The sequence below is a fragment of the Cupriavidus sp. 30B13 genome (assembly GCF_049059565.2).
Taxonomy (GTDB): domain Bacteria; phylum Pseudomonadota; class Gammaproteobacteria; order Burkholderiales; family Burkholderiaceae; genus Cupriavidus.
Map to the genome: position 1 here is coordinate 1,150,278 of NZ_CP188224.1, position 16,809 is coordinate 1,167,086.

The window sequence follows — 16,809 nt, forward strand, 5'->3', positions numbered from 1 at the left end:
AACAAAGGCCAATGAAAAATAAAGATGGATTATTAAGTTATGGCGATATGTGGCGCCGCGCCGCCACCACGCCCCGCCTGCCCGCAACGGCGCCACGTGCCTGCTGCTTGGCTGCCAACTGTATGGCATGCCGATCGTCCCAACTGCTTCTACTCAAGCGGCGGCCGCGCCGGCAAACTTGGCCGCTTTCCCCGGAGCTTCCCGATGTCCCTTCTCAGCCGGTTCAAGGCCGCCGCCTGCCACGTTTCCCCGATCTACTTCGACCTCGACGCCACGGTGGACAAGACCTGCGCGCTGATCGCCGAGGCCGCGGACCACGGCGCCAGGATCGTGGCCTTCCCGGAAGCCCACCTGTGCGCGTTTCCGGTATGGTCCGGCGTGCGCGCGCCGGTGGAGAACCACGAGTTCTTCGTGCGCATGGCCAAGAGCGCGGTGACCATCGACCACCCGGCCATCGACCGCATCCGCCGCGCCGCGCGCGCGCACGGCGTGGTGGTCTCGCTCGGCATCAACGAGGCCTCCCGGGCCAGCGTGGGCTGCATCTGGGACACCAACCTGCTGCTCGGCGCGGACGGCAGCCTGCTCAACCGCCACCGCAAGCTGGTGCCGACCTACTGGGAGAAGCTGACCTGGGCCAACGGCGACGGCAGCGGCCTGCGCGTGGTCGACACGCCGGTCGGCAAGGTCGGCGCGCTGGTGTGCGGCGAGAATACCAATCCGCTGGCGCGCTACAGCCTGATGGCGCAGGGCGAGCAGATTCACGTCGCCTCCTATTCGCCGTGCTGGCCAACCCATCCGGCCGGCAGCAAGGAGCGCTACGACCTCGCCGCGGCGATCCGCATCCGCTCGGGCGCGCACAGCTTCGAGGCGAAGTGCTTCACCATCGTGGCCTCCGGCTTCTTCAGCGACGCCGCCGCCGACCTGGTCTGCCGCGGCGAGCCCGCCGCGCGGGCGCTGGTGGAAAGCGCGCCGCGCAGCGTCTCGATGATCATCGGCCCGACCGGCGCGGTGATCAGCGACACCCTGCAGGACGAAGAGGGCATCGTCTATGCCGACATCGACCTCGACGACTGCATCGTGCCCAAGCAATTCCATGACGTGGTGGGCAACTACAACCGCTTCGATGTCTTCACGCTGCAGGTGAACCGCGCGGCGCTGGAGCCGGCGGCGTTCCACGACCTCGCGCCGTTGCCGCCGGCCGGCCCCGATCTCCTGGCCGACGAAGCGGTTGCGGGTGGCGCCGCATGAAGCCGCGCCTCGTCGATCTCTACAGCGACACGCAGACCCGGCCGACCGCCGGCATGCGCGCCGCGATGGCGCAGGCCGAAGTCGGCGACGAGCAGTCCGGCGACGATCCGACCACGCTGCGGCTGTGCGCCGACGTGGCCCGCCTGCTGGGGCAGGAAGCGGGCGTGTTCATGCCGTCGGGGACCATGTGCAACCTGGTGGCCATCCTGGTGCATACCTCGCCCGGCGACGAGGTGATCTGCGACCATCAGTCGCACATCTACGGCACCGAGGCGGCGGGCGCCGCCGCGCTGGCCGGCGTGTCGATCCGCGCGCTGCCGAGTCCCCACGGCATCTTCGCGGCGCGGCAGGTGGTCGACGGCATCCGCCCGCGCACCCGCACGGCGCCGCGCTCGGCCCTGCTGTGCGTCGAGCAGACGACCAACTTCTCGGGTGGCGCGGTGTGGCCGCTGGCGCAGTTGCGGGAGGTGCGGGACGCCGCCCGCGCCCACGGCCTGAAGTGCCACCTGGATGGCGCGCGGCTGCTCAACGCGAGCGCGGCCACCGGCATCGCCGCCGCCGACTACGCGGCCGGCTGGGACAGCGCCTGGATCGACCTCAGCAAGGGACTGGGCTGCCCGGTGGGCGCGGTGCTGTGCGGCAGCGCGGCGTTCGTCCGCGACGCCTGGCAATGGAAGTACCGCCTGGGCGGCGCCATGCGGCAGTCGGGCGTGCTGGCCGCCGCCGGCCTGTACGCGCTGGAGCACCACGTCGCGCAGCTGCAGGCCGATCACGCCAACGCGCGGGCGATCTGGCGCGCGTTGTCCGCCAGCGCGCTGTTCCGCTTCGACCCGCCGCGGCCGGACTCCAACATCCTGCGCTTCACCTTCGACGCGCCCGCCCTGCGGGCCGAGGCATTCGCCGCACGATGCCTGGCCGAAGGCGTGCGCGTGCGCGCGCTCGGGGACAATTTCATCCGCGCCACCACGCATCTGGACGTGGCGCCGCACGACGCGGAACTGGCCGCGCGCGCCATGGTGTCCGTCGCGCGCGCCATGGCGGCGGGCGCCTGAGGCGGCACGTGGGCGCCAACGGTTCCGGTCGGGGATAATCGTTGCCGGGCCCGCGCCAATGCCGGGCCGTGAATGCAACGCGAGGAACCTGGCATGAGCGCCAATGCGAACCACAAGCACGCCAGGGCGGCACCCGCGGCGGGGCAGCCGGAGCGGCCGGAGCGGGCCGCAGCGGCGCCGAAGCGGGCGGGCGCCGTGCGCACCACGCTGTACGCGCGCCTGGCCGAGGAGCTCAAGCAGCAGATTCTCGAGGGCGTCTTCGCGGCGGGGCAGAAGCTGCCTTCGGTGCGCGCGCTCAGCCGGTCGAAGCAGCTCTCGGTCAACACGGTCCAGGAAGCCTACCGGCAGCTCGAAGACGAACGGTGGGTGGTCGTGCGCTCGCAGAGCGGCTGTTATGTCGCGCCGCGGCTGCCGGATATCGCGCGCCCTGAGCCGATATCCGGCAGCGCCGCCGTCACGCGGTATATCGCCGCCACCGGCCCGGCCTCGGCGCTGGCCTACCGCGAGGACCTGATTCCCTTCGGCGCCGCCATCCCCGATGCGTCGTTCTTCCCGTGCGGGCGCCTGGCCACCGGCATCGCCAACCTGCTGCGCAAGACGCCGGCGCTGATCGGCAACTACAACTTCGCGCCCGGCTCGCTGGCGCTGCGCCAGCAGGTGGCGCGCCGCGTGGTGGAGTGGGGCGCGAGCGTGGACCCGCGCCGCGTGACCATCACCAACGGCGCGGTGGAAGCCATCCAGCTATGCCTGCGCGCGGTCACGAAGCCCGGCGACACGGTGGCGGTGGAAGCGCCCGCCTACTACGGCTTCCTGCAGACGCTGCAGATGCTGGGCCTGCGCGCGCGGCCGGTGGTCAGCGCGAACCGGGACGGCATGGATGTCGACGCGCTGGCGCGCGCCGTGGAAAACGGCAAGATCGCCGCGGTGCTGCTGTCCACCACCGTCAGCAATCCGTCGGGCGCCACCATGCCGCTCGCGCGCAAGCGCCAGCTGGCCGAGCTGGCGAACCGCTGCCAGATCCCGGTCATCGAGGACGCGACCTTCGCCGACCTGCACTTCGCCGGCGAATGCCATGCCGCGCAGGGCTTCGACGAATCGGGCCTGGTGATGCTGTGCGCGTCGCTCACCAAGACCATCGCGCCCGGCATGCGCGTCGGCTGGGTCGACGGCGGGCGCTTCAGCGAGCAGATCGCGTTTCTCAAGCGGGTATCGAGCATCGGCCAGCCGCAGGTGATGGAGCTGGCACTTGCCGAGTACCTTGCCAGCGGCGGCATGGCCAAGCGCCTGCGCAGCACGCGCCGGGCCATGCAGGCGCAGGTCTACCGGATGGCGGAGAGCGTGGCGCGCGTGTTCCCGGAGGGCACTTCGTTCGCGCTGCCCAGCGGCGGCTTCCTGCTCTGGGTCGAACTGCCGGGCCAGGTCGATGCGCTCGAGCTGCAGGAGCGCGCCGTCGGGCTCGGCGTGGGCGTGGCGCCGGGCGTTCTGTTCTCGCCCCAGGGAGACTACAAGAATTTCATCCGTATGAACTGCGGCGTGCCCGACTCGCCCAAGGCGCGCGAAGGCTTGCTGCGGCTGGGGCAGCTCGCCGGCCAGATGGCGGCCGCGCGGTAAGCGGGGCGTCCGGCGCGCGTCCCGCTCAGTGGCGCTCGACGCAGAACGCCGACTCCTCGTCGAATTCCTGCCCGGCCAGGCGCAGCCGGTACCTGGCGGTTGCCTTGCGCGCGCCGCACGCGGCGGAGCACCACTGGCGGTCGCCGCGGCGCGACTTGTCGACGAACAGGACCGGGCACACCGGACTCGCGCAGGCCCGTATCCGGTGGCGCAGATCGCCGGTCAGCAGCTCGATCGCATCCTGCGCGATCAATCCCAGCACCTGCGCGTGGGTGATCGGGCTGCCCAGCCGCTTCTTGTCGCCGGTGCCCGACAGCTGGGGCGGGGGCGGCATTTCGCGCGCGAAGGCGTTGATGGCCTCGATATCGCCGCGCGCCGGCGCGCGGCCGGCGCGCACCGCCTGCACCACGCCATAGATCGCGCGCCGCAGCTCGCGCATCCGCGCCAGTTCGTCTTCGGTGGCCCGCTGGGGCGGCTTCGGCAGCCCGGCCCCGCGCAGCCACTCGTCCCAGCGGCGCGCGCTGTGGATGCGCTCGTATTGCCGGCCGGTCCACTCGCCCAGCGTCTCCACCAGATAGAGGCTGGCGACGCCGCCGCGGAACTTGAGGGTCAACTCCTTCTTTGTCACTGGCCGCGCGGGCGCCGCGGCGGCGGCTTCCCCCGGCATGGTCAGTTCAGGTGCGTTCATGGCAGGTCGTCGCAATGGATGGGGTCCATATCATCGCAGTTACGTCTCCGAAAAAAAAGCACAGGCTTATGCTCCGTCCGCGTTCTTCCCGCGTTCTTCCCACGCTCTCTCCGTGCTTTCCCGCTGTGCGGAGGCGGCACCGGATATGCATATTCGAAATGCGCGCTTGTTGGCCAAGTGCCTTGTGCGTAGACTTTCTGTCATGAGTTTAACCCATGACAAGGATCGCCCGGCGTCATGGCTTCCCGCTCGGCGCCGGTCTGCGGCGCCGTTTCTTCCTGCTGCTTTCGATAGGTGTCACGGATGGCCTTGGTCGTGGGGGCGCACCCCCAGAATCCTTCGTTGTCGATTCTTGCCAGGCGGCAAGAGCATGTCGCCGCGCTGCGCGCGGAAGGACTTTCCTTTTTTGTCTATGGCGCCGGCGCGGTCACGATTCCGCTGATCCGGCTCGGGGCGATCCATCTCGGCGGCACCGGCGCGACGCCGCCCATCCTGGCCAAGGCGCAGGGGCTGGACGTCGCCGCCTTCGGCATGTCGGAGCCGCGGCACGAGCGCGGCGGGCTGGTGGTGCGCGCCGATTCCCCGGTGCGCGCGCTGGCCGATCTCAGGGGGCGCGGCGTGGCCTTGATGCCGGTCTCCTGGCACACCCAGTTCCTGGCCGCCGAGCTCGACGGGGCCGGCGTCGACTGGCGCGAGGTGAACGCGGTCGAACTGACGCCCGCCACGGCCAGGGATGCGTTCGTCGCGGGGCTGCTCGACGCCATCGTCGCCACCGACCCGCTGCTCGGGCAGATCGAGCAGGCCGTGCCGGTGCGCATCGTCGCGCGGCCGGGCAACGCATTCTCGAACCGGTCCGTCTATTGGGGCCGCCAGGACGTGCTGCACGAACGGCCCGCCGCGGTGCGCGCCCTGGTCGACGCGCTGTCCGACTCGGACCGGCTGACGGCGGCCGATCCGGAAGCGGCCGCGCGCCTGCTCGACGGCGTCAACGGCAACAGCGCCGTGCAATGGCTGCCCGCGCTGGCCGCGCGCCCCTGGGGCGTGCACGTGCCGGACGCCGGCTTCCTGGCGGAGCAGCAGCGCCATGCCGACATCTTTGCCCGCTTTGGGCTCATCCCTGAACCGATCGACGTCGCCGACACGGTGACCGAGAAATACCCCGCCTTTGCGGCGGCCTGACAGCGAGGACGAATTTCATGGAAGTCTTGTGGTACCTGACCGGCCCCGATGGCCGCTACCCATGGCGCGCCGACGGCGCGCGCACATTGAGCTACCCGTATTTCCAGCAGCTGGCCAGGGCTGTCGACCACCTGGGCTTCACCGGCGCGCTGCTGGCGACCGGCACGCACGATGCGTGGGTGCAGGGGGCATCGCTGATTCCCTACACGGACCAGTTCCAGCATCTCATCGCCGCGCATCCGCCGCTGCTCTCGCCCACGCTGCTGGGCAAGATGATCACCACCTTCGACCAGTTTTCCAAGGGACGCCTGCGCATCAACATCGTCAATGGCGACGCCAGGCTGATGGCGCAGTTCGGCGTCCATCTCAGCCACGACGAGCGCTACGCCTACACCGACGAATACCTCACCGTCCTGCGCGGCCTGCTGCGCGGCGAATCGGTGACCTTCAAGGGGCGCCATATCCATGTCGTCGATGCGGGCCTGCCGCTGCCGCCCTATGGCGGGCGCGTTCCCGAACTCTGGTTCGGCGGCTCGTCGCGCGCGGCGCACGAGGTCGCGGCCAAGCATATCGACACCTACCTGTCGTGGGGCGAGACGGTGGAGCAGGCCGACAGCAAGATCCGCGAGGTGCGCGAACTGGCGCGCGCGCACGGCCGCGCCGACAAGATCCGCTTCGGCATCCGCCTCTACGTCATCGTGCGCCCGACCGAGGCCGAGGCGTGGGCCGCGGCGCAGGATCTGTACGACCACATGGACGACGCCGCGATCGAAGGCGCGCAGGCCTATGTCGCCGGCATCGATTCGGTCGGCCAGCAGCGCATGTCGGCGCTCCATGGCGGCAAGAAGCCGAAGGACATCCGGGCGCTCGAGATCGCGCCCAACCTGTGGTCGGGCATCGGCCTGGTGCGCCACGGGCCGGGCACCGCGCTGATCGGCAGCCCCTCCCAGGTGCTGGCGCGCATCCGGGAATACCGCGAGGCGGGCATCGAGGTGCTGATCGTGTCCGGCATGCCGTTGCTGGAGGAGGCATACCGCTTCGCGGAGCTGGTCCTGCCGCACCTGCCCGTGGACCGCCGCGCGGACACCGGCGTGACCTCCGCCTGGACGCGCGACCGCGACGCGGCGTGGCGCGCGCAGTCGTGATGCCGGGCGCGCGCCGCGGGTTTTTCCTTCTCCGCTTTCCCCCTCTTATCCCTCTTATCCATCGTTCCGCAACAAGATCCAGGACCAAGCCCCCCATGTTGCCCCTCAAGAAACATCTCCTCGCGCTTGGCGTGCTGGGCCTGGCCATCTCGGCCATGCCGGCCGGCGCGGCCGCGGAAGTCGTCAAGATCGGCCTGGTGCAGACCACGACGGGCGGCTCCGCCGCGCTGTACGGCATCGAGCAGAAGAACGCCATCCAGCTCGTGGTCGACGAGGCCAACGCCAGCGGCAAGCTGGGCGACCTCAAGCTCGAACTGATCCACTACGACGACGGCGCCGACCGCAACCAGACCGTCAATATCTTCCAGCGCCTGATCGCGCAGGACAAGGTGTCCGCCATCCTCGGGCCGACGCTGGCGACCTCCGCCTACGCGGCCGACCCGCTGGCGCAGAAGGCCGGCATCCCGGTGGTGGCGTCGTCGAACACCGCCGCGGGCCTGACCACCAAGCTGGGCGACTACATCTTCCGCGTCAGCCCGCCCGAGGACAACGTCACGCCGAACGTGCTCAAGACGGTGATCGGCCGCTACGGGGTCAAGCGGGCCGCGCAGATCTACGGCATCGACGACCAGCTGACCAAGTCCGCCTATGGCGTGCAGAAGAAGGCGCTGGAGGACAACGGCATTGCCATCGTCGCCACCGAGACCTTCCAGCGCGGCGACGTCGACTTTGCCGCCCAGCTCACCAAGATCAAGGCGCAGAACCCGGATCTCATCGTGATCGGCGCGCTGGCCGAGGAAGCCGCCGGCATCGTGCGGCAGGCGCGCCAGCTCGGCATTGCGCAGAAGGTGGTGTTCGTCGGCACGCAGTCGGCCATCTCGACCAAGTTCTTCGAGCTCGGCGGCGCCGGCGCCGAGGGCGTGATCGTCGGCACGGCCTGGTTCAGCGAGCTGGACAATCCGGTCAGCAAGGCCTTCATCGCCAGCTACGCCAGCCGCTACAAGCACCCGCCCGACATCTACTCGGCGTACGGCCACGACGCGGCGTCGCTGCTGGTGGAAGCCGTCCGGCGCGCGCGGTCTGGCGACAGCAAGCGCATCCGCGCGGAACTGGCCGGCATCAAGGACTATCCGGGCGTGCTCGGCCCGATCGGCTTCGACGCCAACCGCGATCCGACCGTGCAGCCGAAGATCCTGGTCGGCAAGAACGGGCGGTTCGTGCCGTTCGAGGCGAAGTAAAGGCGGCGCGGACATGGAAGTCTTCCTCCAGCAGACCATCAACGGCGTGGCGCTCGGCGCCACCTACGCGGTCTTCGCGGTCGGCTTCACGCTGCTGTTCGGCGTGCTGAACGTCCTGAACCTGGCCCAGGGCTCGATCCTGATGGTGGGCGCGTTTGCCGGGCTGGAGCTGACACTGGCCCTGCACTGGCCGCTGCTGCCGTCGTTTCTCGCGGCGATGGCCATCGCGGGCGGCATCGCGCTGCTCAGCGAACTCATCGTCTTCGGGCCGCTCGCGCGGCGCGGCGCGAACCGCTGGATGGGGCTGGTCGCCAGCCTTGCGCTGTCGCGGCTGCTCATCGCCATCGTGCAGGAGGTGTTCGGCACCCAGGTGCGGCGCTTCCCGCCGACGCCCTGGACCGGGCAGGTCTGGCAGCTCGGCGCGGTGCGGGTGCAAAGCCTGCAACTGGCGGTGATCGTCGCGGCGGTGGTGCTGATGGCGGTGCTGGCCTGGGTGCTGCGGCGCACGCGCGCGGGCCTGGCGATCCGCACGATGGCGTTCAAGCCCAGCGTCGCGCAACTGGTCGGCGTGCCGGTGGCGCGGCTGCGGCTGCTGACGTACTTCATCACCGGCGCGCTGGCCGGCGCCGCCGGCGTGCAGCTCGGCGTGCTCTACGACGCCGTGTCCCCGTTCATGGGAGAGAACATCTTGCTCAAGGGTCTTTCGGCGCTGATCCTCGGCGGCCTCGGCCACGTGCCGGGCGCGGCGATCGGCGGCCTCGTGCTGGGCCTGACCGAGGTCTACAGCGTGGCGTACCTGCAGTCGTCGCTGCGCGACGCGGTGGCGTTCGGCGCGATCTTCCTGGTGCTGGTGTGCCGGCCTTCCGGCCTGTTCGGCACCGCAACGAGGCAGCGCGCATGATCGGCTGGCTGCAATCTTACGAAAACGTCATCGCGCTCGTGTTCGTCAACGCCATCCTCGGCATCGGCGTGTACCTGATGCTCAGCGTCAACCGCTTCTCGCTGGCCACGGGCGGCCTGATGGGCATGGGCGCCTACGTATCGGCGCTGGCAAGCCTGCACACCGGCCTGCCGTTCGCGGCCGCCATCGGGCTGGGGACGCTGGCCGCGGCGCTGGTGGCACTGCTGCTCGGCACCCCGGTGCTCCGGCTCGAGGGCGACTACTTCGCGCTGGGCACGCTCGCATTCACCGAGGTGTTCCGCGTGATCGCATTCAACTGGGACAGCGTGACCGGCGGCGCGCTGGGCCTGGATACGATTCCCGTCAAGACCACCTTGCCTGAGCTCGTGGCCGTGCTCGCGGCGCTGGTGGTCATCGTGCTCGCGGCGCGCGGCGGCCGCTGGGGGCGCATCATGGAAGCCACGCGCCTGGACGACATGCCGGCGCAGTCGCTGGGCATCGACGTCGCGCGCGTGCGCCTGGCCGTGTTCGTGTTCAGCGGCGCGGTGTGCGGGCTGGCCGGGGCGCTGGCGGCGCACATGAATTCGTTCATCGGTCCCAACGACTTCGGCCTGCAGCGCAGCCTGGACGCCGTCGCCTATGCGGTGCTGGGCGGCCTGGGCCAGGTGGGGGGCGCGATCGCGGGCGCGACGGTGTTTACCGTGCTGCCCGAGGTGCTGCGGTTCTCCGCGCAGGCGCGCGAGATCCTGATGGCGCTGATCCTGCTGCTGGCCATCGTGTTCCTGCCGCGCGGCATGCTGTCGATCGGCGGGCAGGCCGCGCGGCGCCTGCGCCGGCGCGCGCCGCAGCCCGCCACGGCGGAGGTGCCGCGATGAGCCCGGTATTGTCGGTCCGCGACGCGCGCAAGCGCTTCGGCAACGTCGCCGCGCTCGACGGCCTGTCGTTCGACGTGGCGCCGGGGACCATCACCTCGGTGATCGGACCCAACGGCTCGGGCAAGACCAGCCTGATGAACCTGGTGACCGGTTTCTACCAGGCCGACAGCGGCAGCCTGCGCTTCAACGGCGTCGAGCTGCGCGGCCTGCCGCCGCACCGCATCGCCCGGCTCGGCATCGGCCGCACCTTTCAGCAGATCCGCCTGTTTGCCGACCTGAGCGTGCTGGACAACGTGCGCATCGGGGCCGAGCGCAAGGGCGGCAAAGGGGCGCAGCAGCGCTCGCACGCGCTGCTCGAGCGCCTGGGCCTGTTCCATGCGCGCGACTGGCCGGCACAGGCCTTGTCATACGGCCATCAGCGCCGCCTCGAGATCGCCCGCAGCCTGGCGGCCGAGCCGTCGCTGCTGATCCTCGACGAGCCCGCGGCCGGCATGAATCCGACCGAGAAGCGGGACCTGGAAAGCCTGCTGCGCGACATCCGCGCGCAGGGCATCACGGTGTTGCTGGTGGAGCACGACATGGACCTGATCATGGGGGTGAGCGATTTCGTGGTCGTCATGAACGCCGGGCAGACCATCGCGTCGGGCCTCCCCGCGGCGGTGCAGAGCGACCCCGCGGTGATCGAAGCCTATCTGGGAGTACGGCATGAGGTGCGGCATGAGGTGCGCCATGAAGCGCGGTGACGGCGAGGCGGCCCCGCCCGCGGCCATGCTTTCGGTGCAAGGCCTGTCGGTCGCCTATGGCGCGCTGGCCGTCGTTCACGACGTCAGCCTGGCGGTGCGCGAGGGCGAGATCGTTGCCCTGATCGGCGCCAACGGCGCCGGCAAGACCACCGTCCTGTCGGCGCTGATGGGCCTCGTGCCGGCCACGGCCGGGCGGATCGCGTTCGACGGCGCGCGTTTCGACGGCCTCGCGGTCGAGCGGCGCGTCGCGCGCGGCGTCAGCCTGGTCCAGGAGGGGCGTCAGACGGTGCCCAACCTGAGCGTGGCGGAGAACCTGCGCATCGGCGCCTACCTGCGCCGCGACGCGCAGGTAGGCGCCGACATCGAACGGATCTACGCGCTGTTCCCGCGGTTGAGGGAGCGCGAGAAGCAGCTCGCCGGATTGCTGTCCGGCGGCGAGCAGCAGATGCTGGCCATCGGCCGCGCGCTGATGGCCCGCCCGCGGCTGCTGTTGCTCGACGAGCCGTCGATGGGCCTGGCGCCGCGCATCATCGCCTCGATCTTCGACATCATCGCGGACATCCGGTCCGCCGGGACGACCATCCTGCTGGTCGAGCAGAATGCGCGCGAGGCGCTCGCCCTGGCCGACCGGGCCTACGTGCTGGAGCACGGCCGCATCGTGCTGGCGGGCACGGGCGCGCAGGTGGCGTCCGACCCCGCCGTGCTGGCGGCTTATCTCGGCGGGCGCCACGCCGCCTGAGCGCGGCGCGCGCCATCCCGCACCATGCGCGCGCGCCGGGCCCGCCGCCTCGCCGCCCGTTTGCTATGACGACATGCGAAATGCGTCGTTCGCGTTTGCGCCGCGCGCCCATAGAATTTCCGTTCCTCAAGATCGATACCAAGAGACTGCGATGACGGTGCCTGGACGTGTTTCACCTTCTGTTCCGCGTTCAGGCGCGGAGATCCGCCGGCGCGGCGGCCTGCGGCTGGCGGCGGCGCTGCTTGCCGGCGTGGTGGCCTGGAGCGCGCACGGCGGCGCGCAGGCGCAGCCGGCGCCGCGTTCGGGCGGCACGTTGGTGGTGGGGCAGTACCAGGAGCCCACGGTCTACGACCCGAACCGCCAGTACTCGTGGGAAACCTACCGCGTAGACAAGCATATCTACGAGTCGCTGGTGGCCGAAGACCTCTCCCGGCCGGCCAAGGACGGCCCGCCGCCGCTGGTGCCGGCGCTGGCCGAGAGCTGGCAGGTCAGCGACGACGCGCGCACCTTCACGTTCAAGCTGCGCCAGGGCGTCAAGTTCCACGACGGCACCGACTTCAACGCGCAGGCGGTGCAGTTCAACGTGCGCCGCTACACGGATCCGTCGTTCGAGTTCTACGACGTGCGCGCCGCGGCCACCATGAAGCCGGTCTACGGCAACCTGCAGGAAGTGAAGGTCGTCGACGACCACACGGTGCAGTTCGTCTTCAAGGCGCCGTTCGTCGATTTCCCGCGGCTGCTGCCGCAAGGCAACTACGTGTCGGGCATCTTCAGCCCGGCCGCGCTGAAGAAGTACGGCCAGGACGGGCTGGCGCTGCATCCCACCGGCACCGGGCCGTTCAAGTTCGTCGAGCGCGTGCATGGCGAAAAGACGGTGCTGGTGCGCAACGACAAGTACTGGGGCGCCAGGCCTTACCTCGACCGCATCATCTTCCGCCCGATCCCGGACGACGCCACGCGCCTGGCGGCGCTGCGCTCGGGCGAGATCGACATCCTCACGCGCGTGCCGGCCGACGCCGCGGACGGGCTGGAAGGCAGCGGCTACACGGTGCGCGACAGCACCACGGCCGGGCAGCTCTTCCTGGGCTGGAATTTCCGCAACGAATTCACCAGCAAGCTGGCGGTGCGCCAGGCCATCCTGCTGGCGATCGACCGCGAAGGGCTGGCGCGCACCATCTTCAAGGGCCGCGCGGTGCCGTCCTACAGCATCTTCAATATCGGCAACACCGCCTACGACGCCGCGCAGAAGGACTTCGCCTACGACCCGGCGCGCGCGCGCGACCTGCTGAAGAAGGCGGGCTACAAGGAGGGCGACGTCCACTTCACCATCATTACCGACGTGGCCAACCAGCCATCCGTGGAATGGATCCAGCGCGACCTCGGCAAGGTCGGGATCAAGGTCAACGTGATCTCGCAGGAGTGGCTGACCTATACCAGCAAGCTCGCCAATCTTTCGCCGGACACCGGCCTGTTCACGATGGAGTGGGGCTTCGTCACGCCGTACTGGCTGAAGCTGGCCTTCGACGGCTACGTGGTCACGCGCGGCGGCGGCGAGAAGGTGGTGGACCAGGCCATCGCGCCGGCCATCGCCAAGGCCGCCACGCAGACCAACGAGCGCGCGGCGGTCGCCGCGTGGAAGGCCGCCAACGCGCTGGCGCAGCGCGACGCCGCCTTCCTGCCGCTGGTGACCTTCCGCAATCATTTCGCCAACAGCCAGAACGTGCAGGGCTTCAACGTGCCGGCGCAGAACTTCTACGATCTGGGCAAGGTCTGGCTGAAGAAATGACGCGCGCGATCGTCTACCGCTTCCTGCAGGCCATTCCGATCTTCCTGGTGGTGTCGGTGCTGGTCTTCCTGATCGCCCACGCGGGCGACGGCGACCCCATCACCAACGCGCTGGCCAGCTCGCTGCCGCAGGAATCGATAGACGCCATCCGCAGGGAGTACGGGCTGGACAAGCCAGTGCTGGTGCAGTACGGGCTGTGGCTGGAGCACCTGATGGCGGGCGACTGGGGCACCTCGCTGGTGCTGCGCACGCCGGTGTTCGAGGTGCTGGCGCGCAGCTTCGGCAACACGCTGCTGCTGGCGGCCGCCGCGGTCGTGGTGTGCCTGGCCGGCGGCGTGGCCGTGGGCGTGCTCAGCGGCCTGAAGCGCGGCTCGTGGATGGACGGCGCGGCCATGCTGGTGATCCAGGTCGGCCACAATTTCCCGGTGTTCTGGTCCGGCCTGCTGCTGATCTGGGTGTTCGGGGTGCGGCTGCAATGGTTCCCGGTCTCCGGCATGTACGACATGCGCGGCGACCAGGACTGGCTCGACCTGCTGCATCACCTCGTGCTGCCGGCCATCGCCGCGGCGGTGATCTCGATGCTGATCCTGGCCCAGCTGGTGCGTGCCCAGGTCATCGAGATCATGGGCTCGGACTACCTGCGCACGTTCCGCGCGCAAGGCCTGCCCAGGTCCTTCCTGCTGCGCCGCCACCTGGGGCGCAACCTGCTGTCGCCGGTGATCAACATCACTGGCCTGCAGGTCGGCTACCTGCTGTCGGGCGTGATCTTCGTCGAGAACGTGTTCAACTGGCCCGGCATCGGCACCCAGCTCTACAACGCCGCGGCCGGCAAGGACTACCCGATGATCCAGGCCGGCGTGATGCTGGTGACCGGCTGCTTCATCGCCGTGAACCTCGCCACCGACGTGGTGCTGGACCTGCTCAATCCGCGCCTGCGCAACGGAGGCGGGCCGGCATGAGCTACGCAGCCCCCAACGCGGCCGCCGCCGAAGGCGGCCAGCACGCGCCCCGTCCCGCCGCGCGCGGCCGCTGGCGCCGCCTGCTTGCCAACCGGCTGGCCCTGCTCGGGCTGGTCGTGATCGTGCTGGCGCTGCTCGTCAGCGGCGCGGCGCCGTGGCTCGCGCCGCACGATCCGAACGTGGCCGAGCCGCAACTGCGGCTGGCCGCGCCGGGCACGCCCGGCTACTGGCTGGGCCTGGACGCGCAGGGGCGCGACATCTTCAGCCGCCTGCTGTGGGGCGGGCGCCGCGCGCTGCTGGCCAGCATTCCGCCGGTGGCGGTCGCCGTGGTGCTCAGCCTGGCGCTGGGGCTGCTGGCCGGCTACCACCGCAACCGCTGGTCGGCGCTGATCATGCGCGTGATCGACATCCTGTTCGCCTTCCCGATGGTGCTGCTGGCCATCGGGCTGGCCACCGCGCTCGGGCCCGGCATCTGGGCCGTGGCGCTGACCATCGTGTTCTCGGCCACGCCGTATCTCACGCGGGTGGTCTATGCCGGCGTGCGCGCGGAGCGCGACAAGGAATACGTGGAAGCGGCGCGCGCCTGCGGCGCGACCACGCCGGATGTGCTGCTGCGCGAGATCCTGCCCAACGTGGCGACGGCCGCCGTGGTGTACGGTACCACGCTGGCGGGCGGCATGATCGTGTTCCAGGCCGGCCTGAGCTTCCTCGGGCTGGGCACGCAGCCGCCGGACGCGGACTGGGGCCGCATGGTGGCCGAGGGCGCGCAGGTGCTGGTGCTGGGCGCGGCGCACGTCGCCACCGCGCCGGCGCTGGTCATCGTGGCACTGGCGCTGGCATTCAACTGGCTGGGCAACGGATTGCGGGACGTGCTGGACCCGCGCGGCTGACGCGCCGGGTCCGGTGCCGGGAACAAGGCGATGAACCTACTATCCATCAGACATCTCGAAGTCGAGTTCGACGGCGCCGGCGGCCCGCAGCGCGTGATCCACGGCATCGACCTGGACATCGGCGCCGGCGAGGTGCTGGCGGTGGTCGGCGAATCGGGCTCGGGCAAGAGCGTGACCGCGGCCGCCATCCTGGGGCTGCTGCCGGAGCGCGGCAGCCGCGCGCGCGGCTCGGTGAGATTCGAGGGGCGCGAACTGCTCGGCCTGCCCGAGTCCGCGCTGAACGGCGTGCGCGGGGCGGGCATCGGCATCATCTTCCAGAACTCGCTGAGCTCGCTCGATCCGTCGTTCCGGGTCGGCGAGCAGATGACCGAAGGCTTGCGTTTCCGGCTCGGGCTGGATGCGCCGACGGCGCGCGGCGAAGCCGCGGCGTGGCTCGGGCGCGTGGGCATCCGCGACGTGCAGCGCGTGCTGCGCGCCTATCCGCACGAGCTGTCGGGCGGCATGCGCCAGCGCGTGATGATCGCGATGGCCGTCATGGGGCGCCCGAAACTCCTGATTGCCGACGAGCCGACCACGGCGCTCGACCCCACCATCCAGAAGCAGATCCTGGACCTGCTGCGCGACATCAACCGCGAGGAGGGCACGGCGCTGCTCGTCATCACGCACGATTTCGGCGTGGTGTCGTACCTGAGCGACCGGGTGGCCGTGATGCGCGCCGGCGCCGTGGTCGAGCAGGGCCCCACCCGCGATGTGCTGGACGCGCCCGCGCATCCCTATACCGCCGCGCTGGTGCGGGCCGTGCCCGACTCCGCCGAGATCCGGCGCGCGCAGCGGCAACTGGCCGCGGCGCCCGTGACCCCGCTCGCGCCGGCGCAGCCGCCCGCCGCCGGCGCCCCGGCCGATGCGCGCGATGCCGGCGCGGTGCTGGTGCTCGAGCAGGTGTCGCGCAATTTCCGCCTGGGCGGCGGCTTCTGGGGCAAGGGGACCGAGGTCGCGGCGGTGCGGCCCACCGACCTGCGCGTCAGGCGCGGCGAGATCCTGGGGCTGATCGGCGAGTCCGGCTCCGGCAAGTCCACGCTCGCCCGCCTGGCCGCGCGGCTGATCGATCCGTCCGGCGGCACCATCCGCGCGCACGGCGTCGACGTGACGCGGCTGCAGGGCCCGGCCCTGAAGGCGTTCCGCCGGCGCGTGCAGTTCGTGTTCCAGGACAGCGGCGCCTCGCTGAACCCGCGGCGCCAGGTCGGCGCGCAACTGGCCGACGCGCTGACGCGGCTGGAGGTTGCCGCCAACGCGCGCGCCGCGCGTGACCTCGCGGTGCAGGCGCTGGAGCGCGTGGGCCTGGCCGCGGCGCACCTGGAGCGCTATCCGCACGAATTCTCCGGCGGCCAGCGCCAGCGCATCGGCATCGCGCGCGCGCTGGCCACGCGGCCGGAGTTCGTGATCCTGGACGAGCCCACCTCGGCGCTGGACGTGTCGATCCAGGCCCAGGTGCTGGACCTGCTGCGCCATCTGCGCGCGGAGCTGAACCTGACCTTTCTGTTCATCGGCCACGACCTCGCGGTCATCGAGTCGCTGTGCGACCGGGTGGCGGTGATGGAGCGCGGTGCCATCGTGGAGACCTTCGACGCCGGCGCGCTGCACGAACACACGCGGCACCCGGTCACGCGCCGGCTGCTGGAGGCGGTATTGCCGCTGCACAGGTCCACCGGCGGCGCAGGCAGGCGTCCGGCCGCGGCATGAAAGACGCGAAGGACG

The 16,809-nt window shown here is 70.6% G+C and carries 15 protein-coding genes; 14 read left to right on the plus strand and 1 reads right to left on the minus strand.

Annotation, left to right across the window (positions count from 1 at the left end; translation table 11 throughout):
- Positions 1-204 precede the first annotated feature (204 nt).
- The 3 genes from ACKI2N_RS24410 to ACKI2N_RS24420 all read left to right on the plus strand — a co-directional run bounded on the left by ACKI2N_RS24410 (position 205) and on the right by ACKI2N_RS24420 (position 3,911).
- Positions 205-1,248 (plus strand): carbon-nitrogen hydrolase family protein, encoded by a 1,044-nt coding sequence (locus ACKI2N_RS24410; RefSeq protein ID WP_420997339.1) that lies wholly within the window; start codon positions 205-207, stop codon positions 1,246-1,248.
- Positions 1,245-2,300 carry a threonine aldolase family protein gene (locus ACKI2N_RS24415; RefSeq protein WP_420997341.1) on the plus strand — a complete coding sequence of 352 codons (1,056 nt, stop codon included), beginning with the start codon at positions 1,245-1,247 and terminating at the stop codon, positions 2,298-2,300. Before ACKI2N_RS24410 ends, ACKI2N_RS24415 begins: the two co-directional genes overlap by 4 nt.
- A 93-nt stretch (positions 2,301-2,393) precedes the next feature.
- Positions 2,394-3,911: a PLP-dependent aminotransferase family protein gene (locus ACKI2N_RS24420; protein WP_420997342.1), complete on the plus strand. Its 1,518-nt coding sequence runs from the start codon at positions 2,394-2,396 to the stop codon at positions 3,909-3,911.
- A 25-nt stretch (positions 3,912-3,936) separates the two neighbouring features.
- Here the strand turns inward: ACKI2N_RS24420 and ACKI2N_RS24425 are convergent, their stop codons facing one another.
- Entirely contained in the window at positions 3,937-4,599 is a 663-nt protein-coding gene (locus tag ACKI2N_RS24425; RefSeq protein ID WP_420997344.1) for a CGNR zinc finger domain-containing protein, read from the minus strand.
- A 303-nt stretch (positions 4,600-4,902) separates the two neighbouring features.
- Here ACKI2N_RS24425 and ACKI2N_RS24430 point away from each other — a divergent pair, with 303 nt between their 5' ends.
- The 11 genes from ACKI2N_RS24430 (at position 4,903) to ACKI2N_RS24480 (ending at position 16,794) form a co-directional block, all read left to right on the plus strand.
- Positions 4,903-5,778: an ABC transporter substrate-binding protein gene (locus ACKI2N_RS24430; protein ID WP_420997346.1), complete on the plus strand. Its 876-nt coding sequence runs from the start codon at positions 4,903-4,905 to the stop codon at positions 5,776-5,778.
- Positions 5,779-5,795: 17 nt separating this feature from the next.
- On the plus strand, positions 5,796-6,923 hold the full coding sequence (locus tag ACKI2N_RS24435) for an LLM class flavin-dependent oxidoreductase (protein WP_420997347.1): 1,128 nt from the start codon (positions 5,796-5,798) through the stop codon (positions 6,921-6,923).
- Between the two features lie 95 nt (positions 6,924-7,018).
- Positions 7,019-8,161 (plus strand): ABC transporter substrate-binding protein, encoded by a 1,143-nt coding sequence (locus ACKI2N_RS24440; RefSeq protein ID WP_420997348.1) that lies wholly within the window; start codon positions 7,019-7,021, stop codon positions 8,159-8,161.
- 13 nt (positions 8,162-8,174) lie between these two features.
- Positions 8,175-9,062, plus strand: coding sequence for a branched-chain amino acid ABC transporter permease (locus ACKI2N_RS24445; protein WP_420997350.1), 888 nt, complete (start codon positions 8,175-8,177; stop codon positions 9,060-9,062).
- On the plus strand, positions 9,059-9,937 hold the full coding sequence (locus tag ACKI2N_RS24450) for a branched-chain amino acid ABC transporter permease (protein WP_420997352.1): 879 nt from the start codon (positions 9,059-9,061) through the stop codon (positions 9,935-9,937). The genes ACKI2N_RS24445 and ACKI2N_RS24450 overlap by 4 nt, the downstream gene beginning before the upstream one ends.
- On the plus strand, positions 9,934-10,680 hold the full coding sequence (locus ACKI2N_RS24455; RefSeq protein WP_420997354.1) for an ABC transporter ATP-binding protein: 747 nt from the start codon (positions 9,934-9,936) through the stop codon (positions 10,678-10,680). The genes ACKI2N_RS24450 and ACKI2N_RS24455 overlap by 4 nt, the downstream gene beginning before the upstream one ends.
- Positions 10,667-11,419, plus strand: coding sequence for an ABC transporter ATP-binding protein (locus tag ACKI2N_RS24460; RefSeq protein ID WP_420997355.1), 753 nt, complete (start codon positions 10,667-10,669; stop codon positions 11,417-11,419). Before ACKI2N_RS24455 ends, ACKI2N_RS24460 begins: the two co-directional genes overlap by 14 nt.
- 151 nt (positions 11,420-11,570) lie before the next feature.
- Entirely contained in the window at positions 11,571-13,205 is a 1,635-nt protein-coding gene (locus ACKI2N_RS24465; protein ID WP_420997357.1) for an ABC transporter substrate-binding protein, read from the plus strand.
- Positions 13,202-14,164: an ABC transporter permease gene (locus tag ACKI2N_RS24470; protein WP_420997359.1), complete on the plus strand. Its 963-nt coding sequence runs from the start codon at positions 13,202-13,204 to the stop codon at positions 14,162-14,164. The genes ACKI2N_RS24465 and ACKI2N_RS24470 overlap by 4 nt, the downstream gene beginning before the upstream one ends.
- Positions 14,161-15,054, plus strand: a complete 894-nt coding sequence (locus ACKI2N_RS24475) for an ABC transporter permease (protein WP_420997361.1) — start codon at positions 14,161-14,163, stop codon at positions 15,052-15,054. The genes ACKI2N_RS24470 and ACKI2N_RS24475 overlap by 4 nt, the downstream gene beginning before the upstream one ends.
- Before the next feature lie 30 nt (positions 15,055-15,084).
- Positions 15,085-16,794, plus strand: a complete 1,710-nt coding sequence (locus ACKI2N_RS24480; protein ID WP_420997363.1) for a dipeptide ABC transporter ATP-binding protein — start codon at positions 15,085-15,087, stop codon at positions 16,792-16,794.
- The last annotated feature ends 15 nt before the right edge of the window (positions 16,795-16,809 follow it).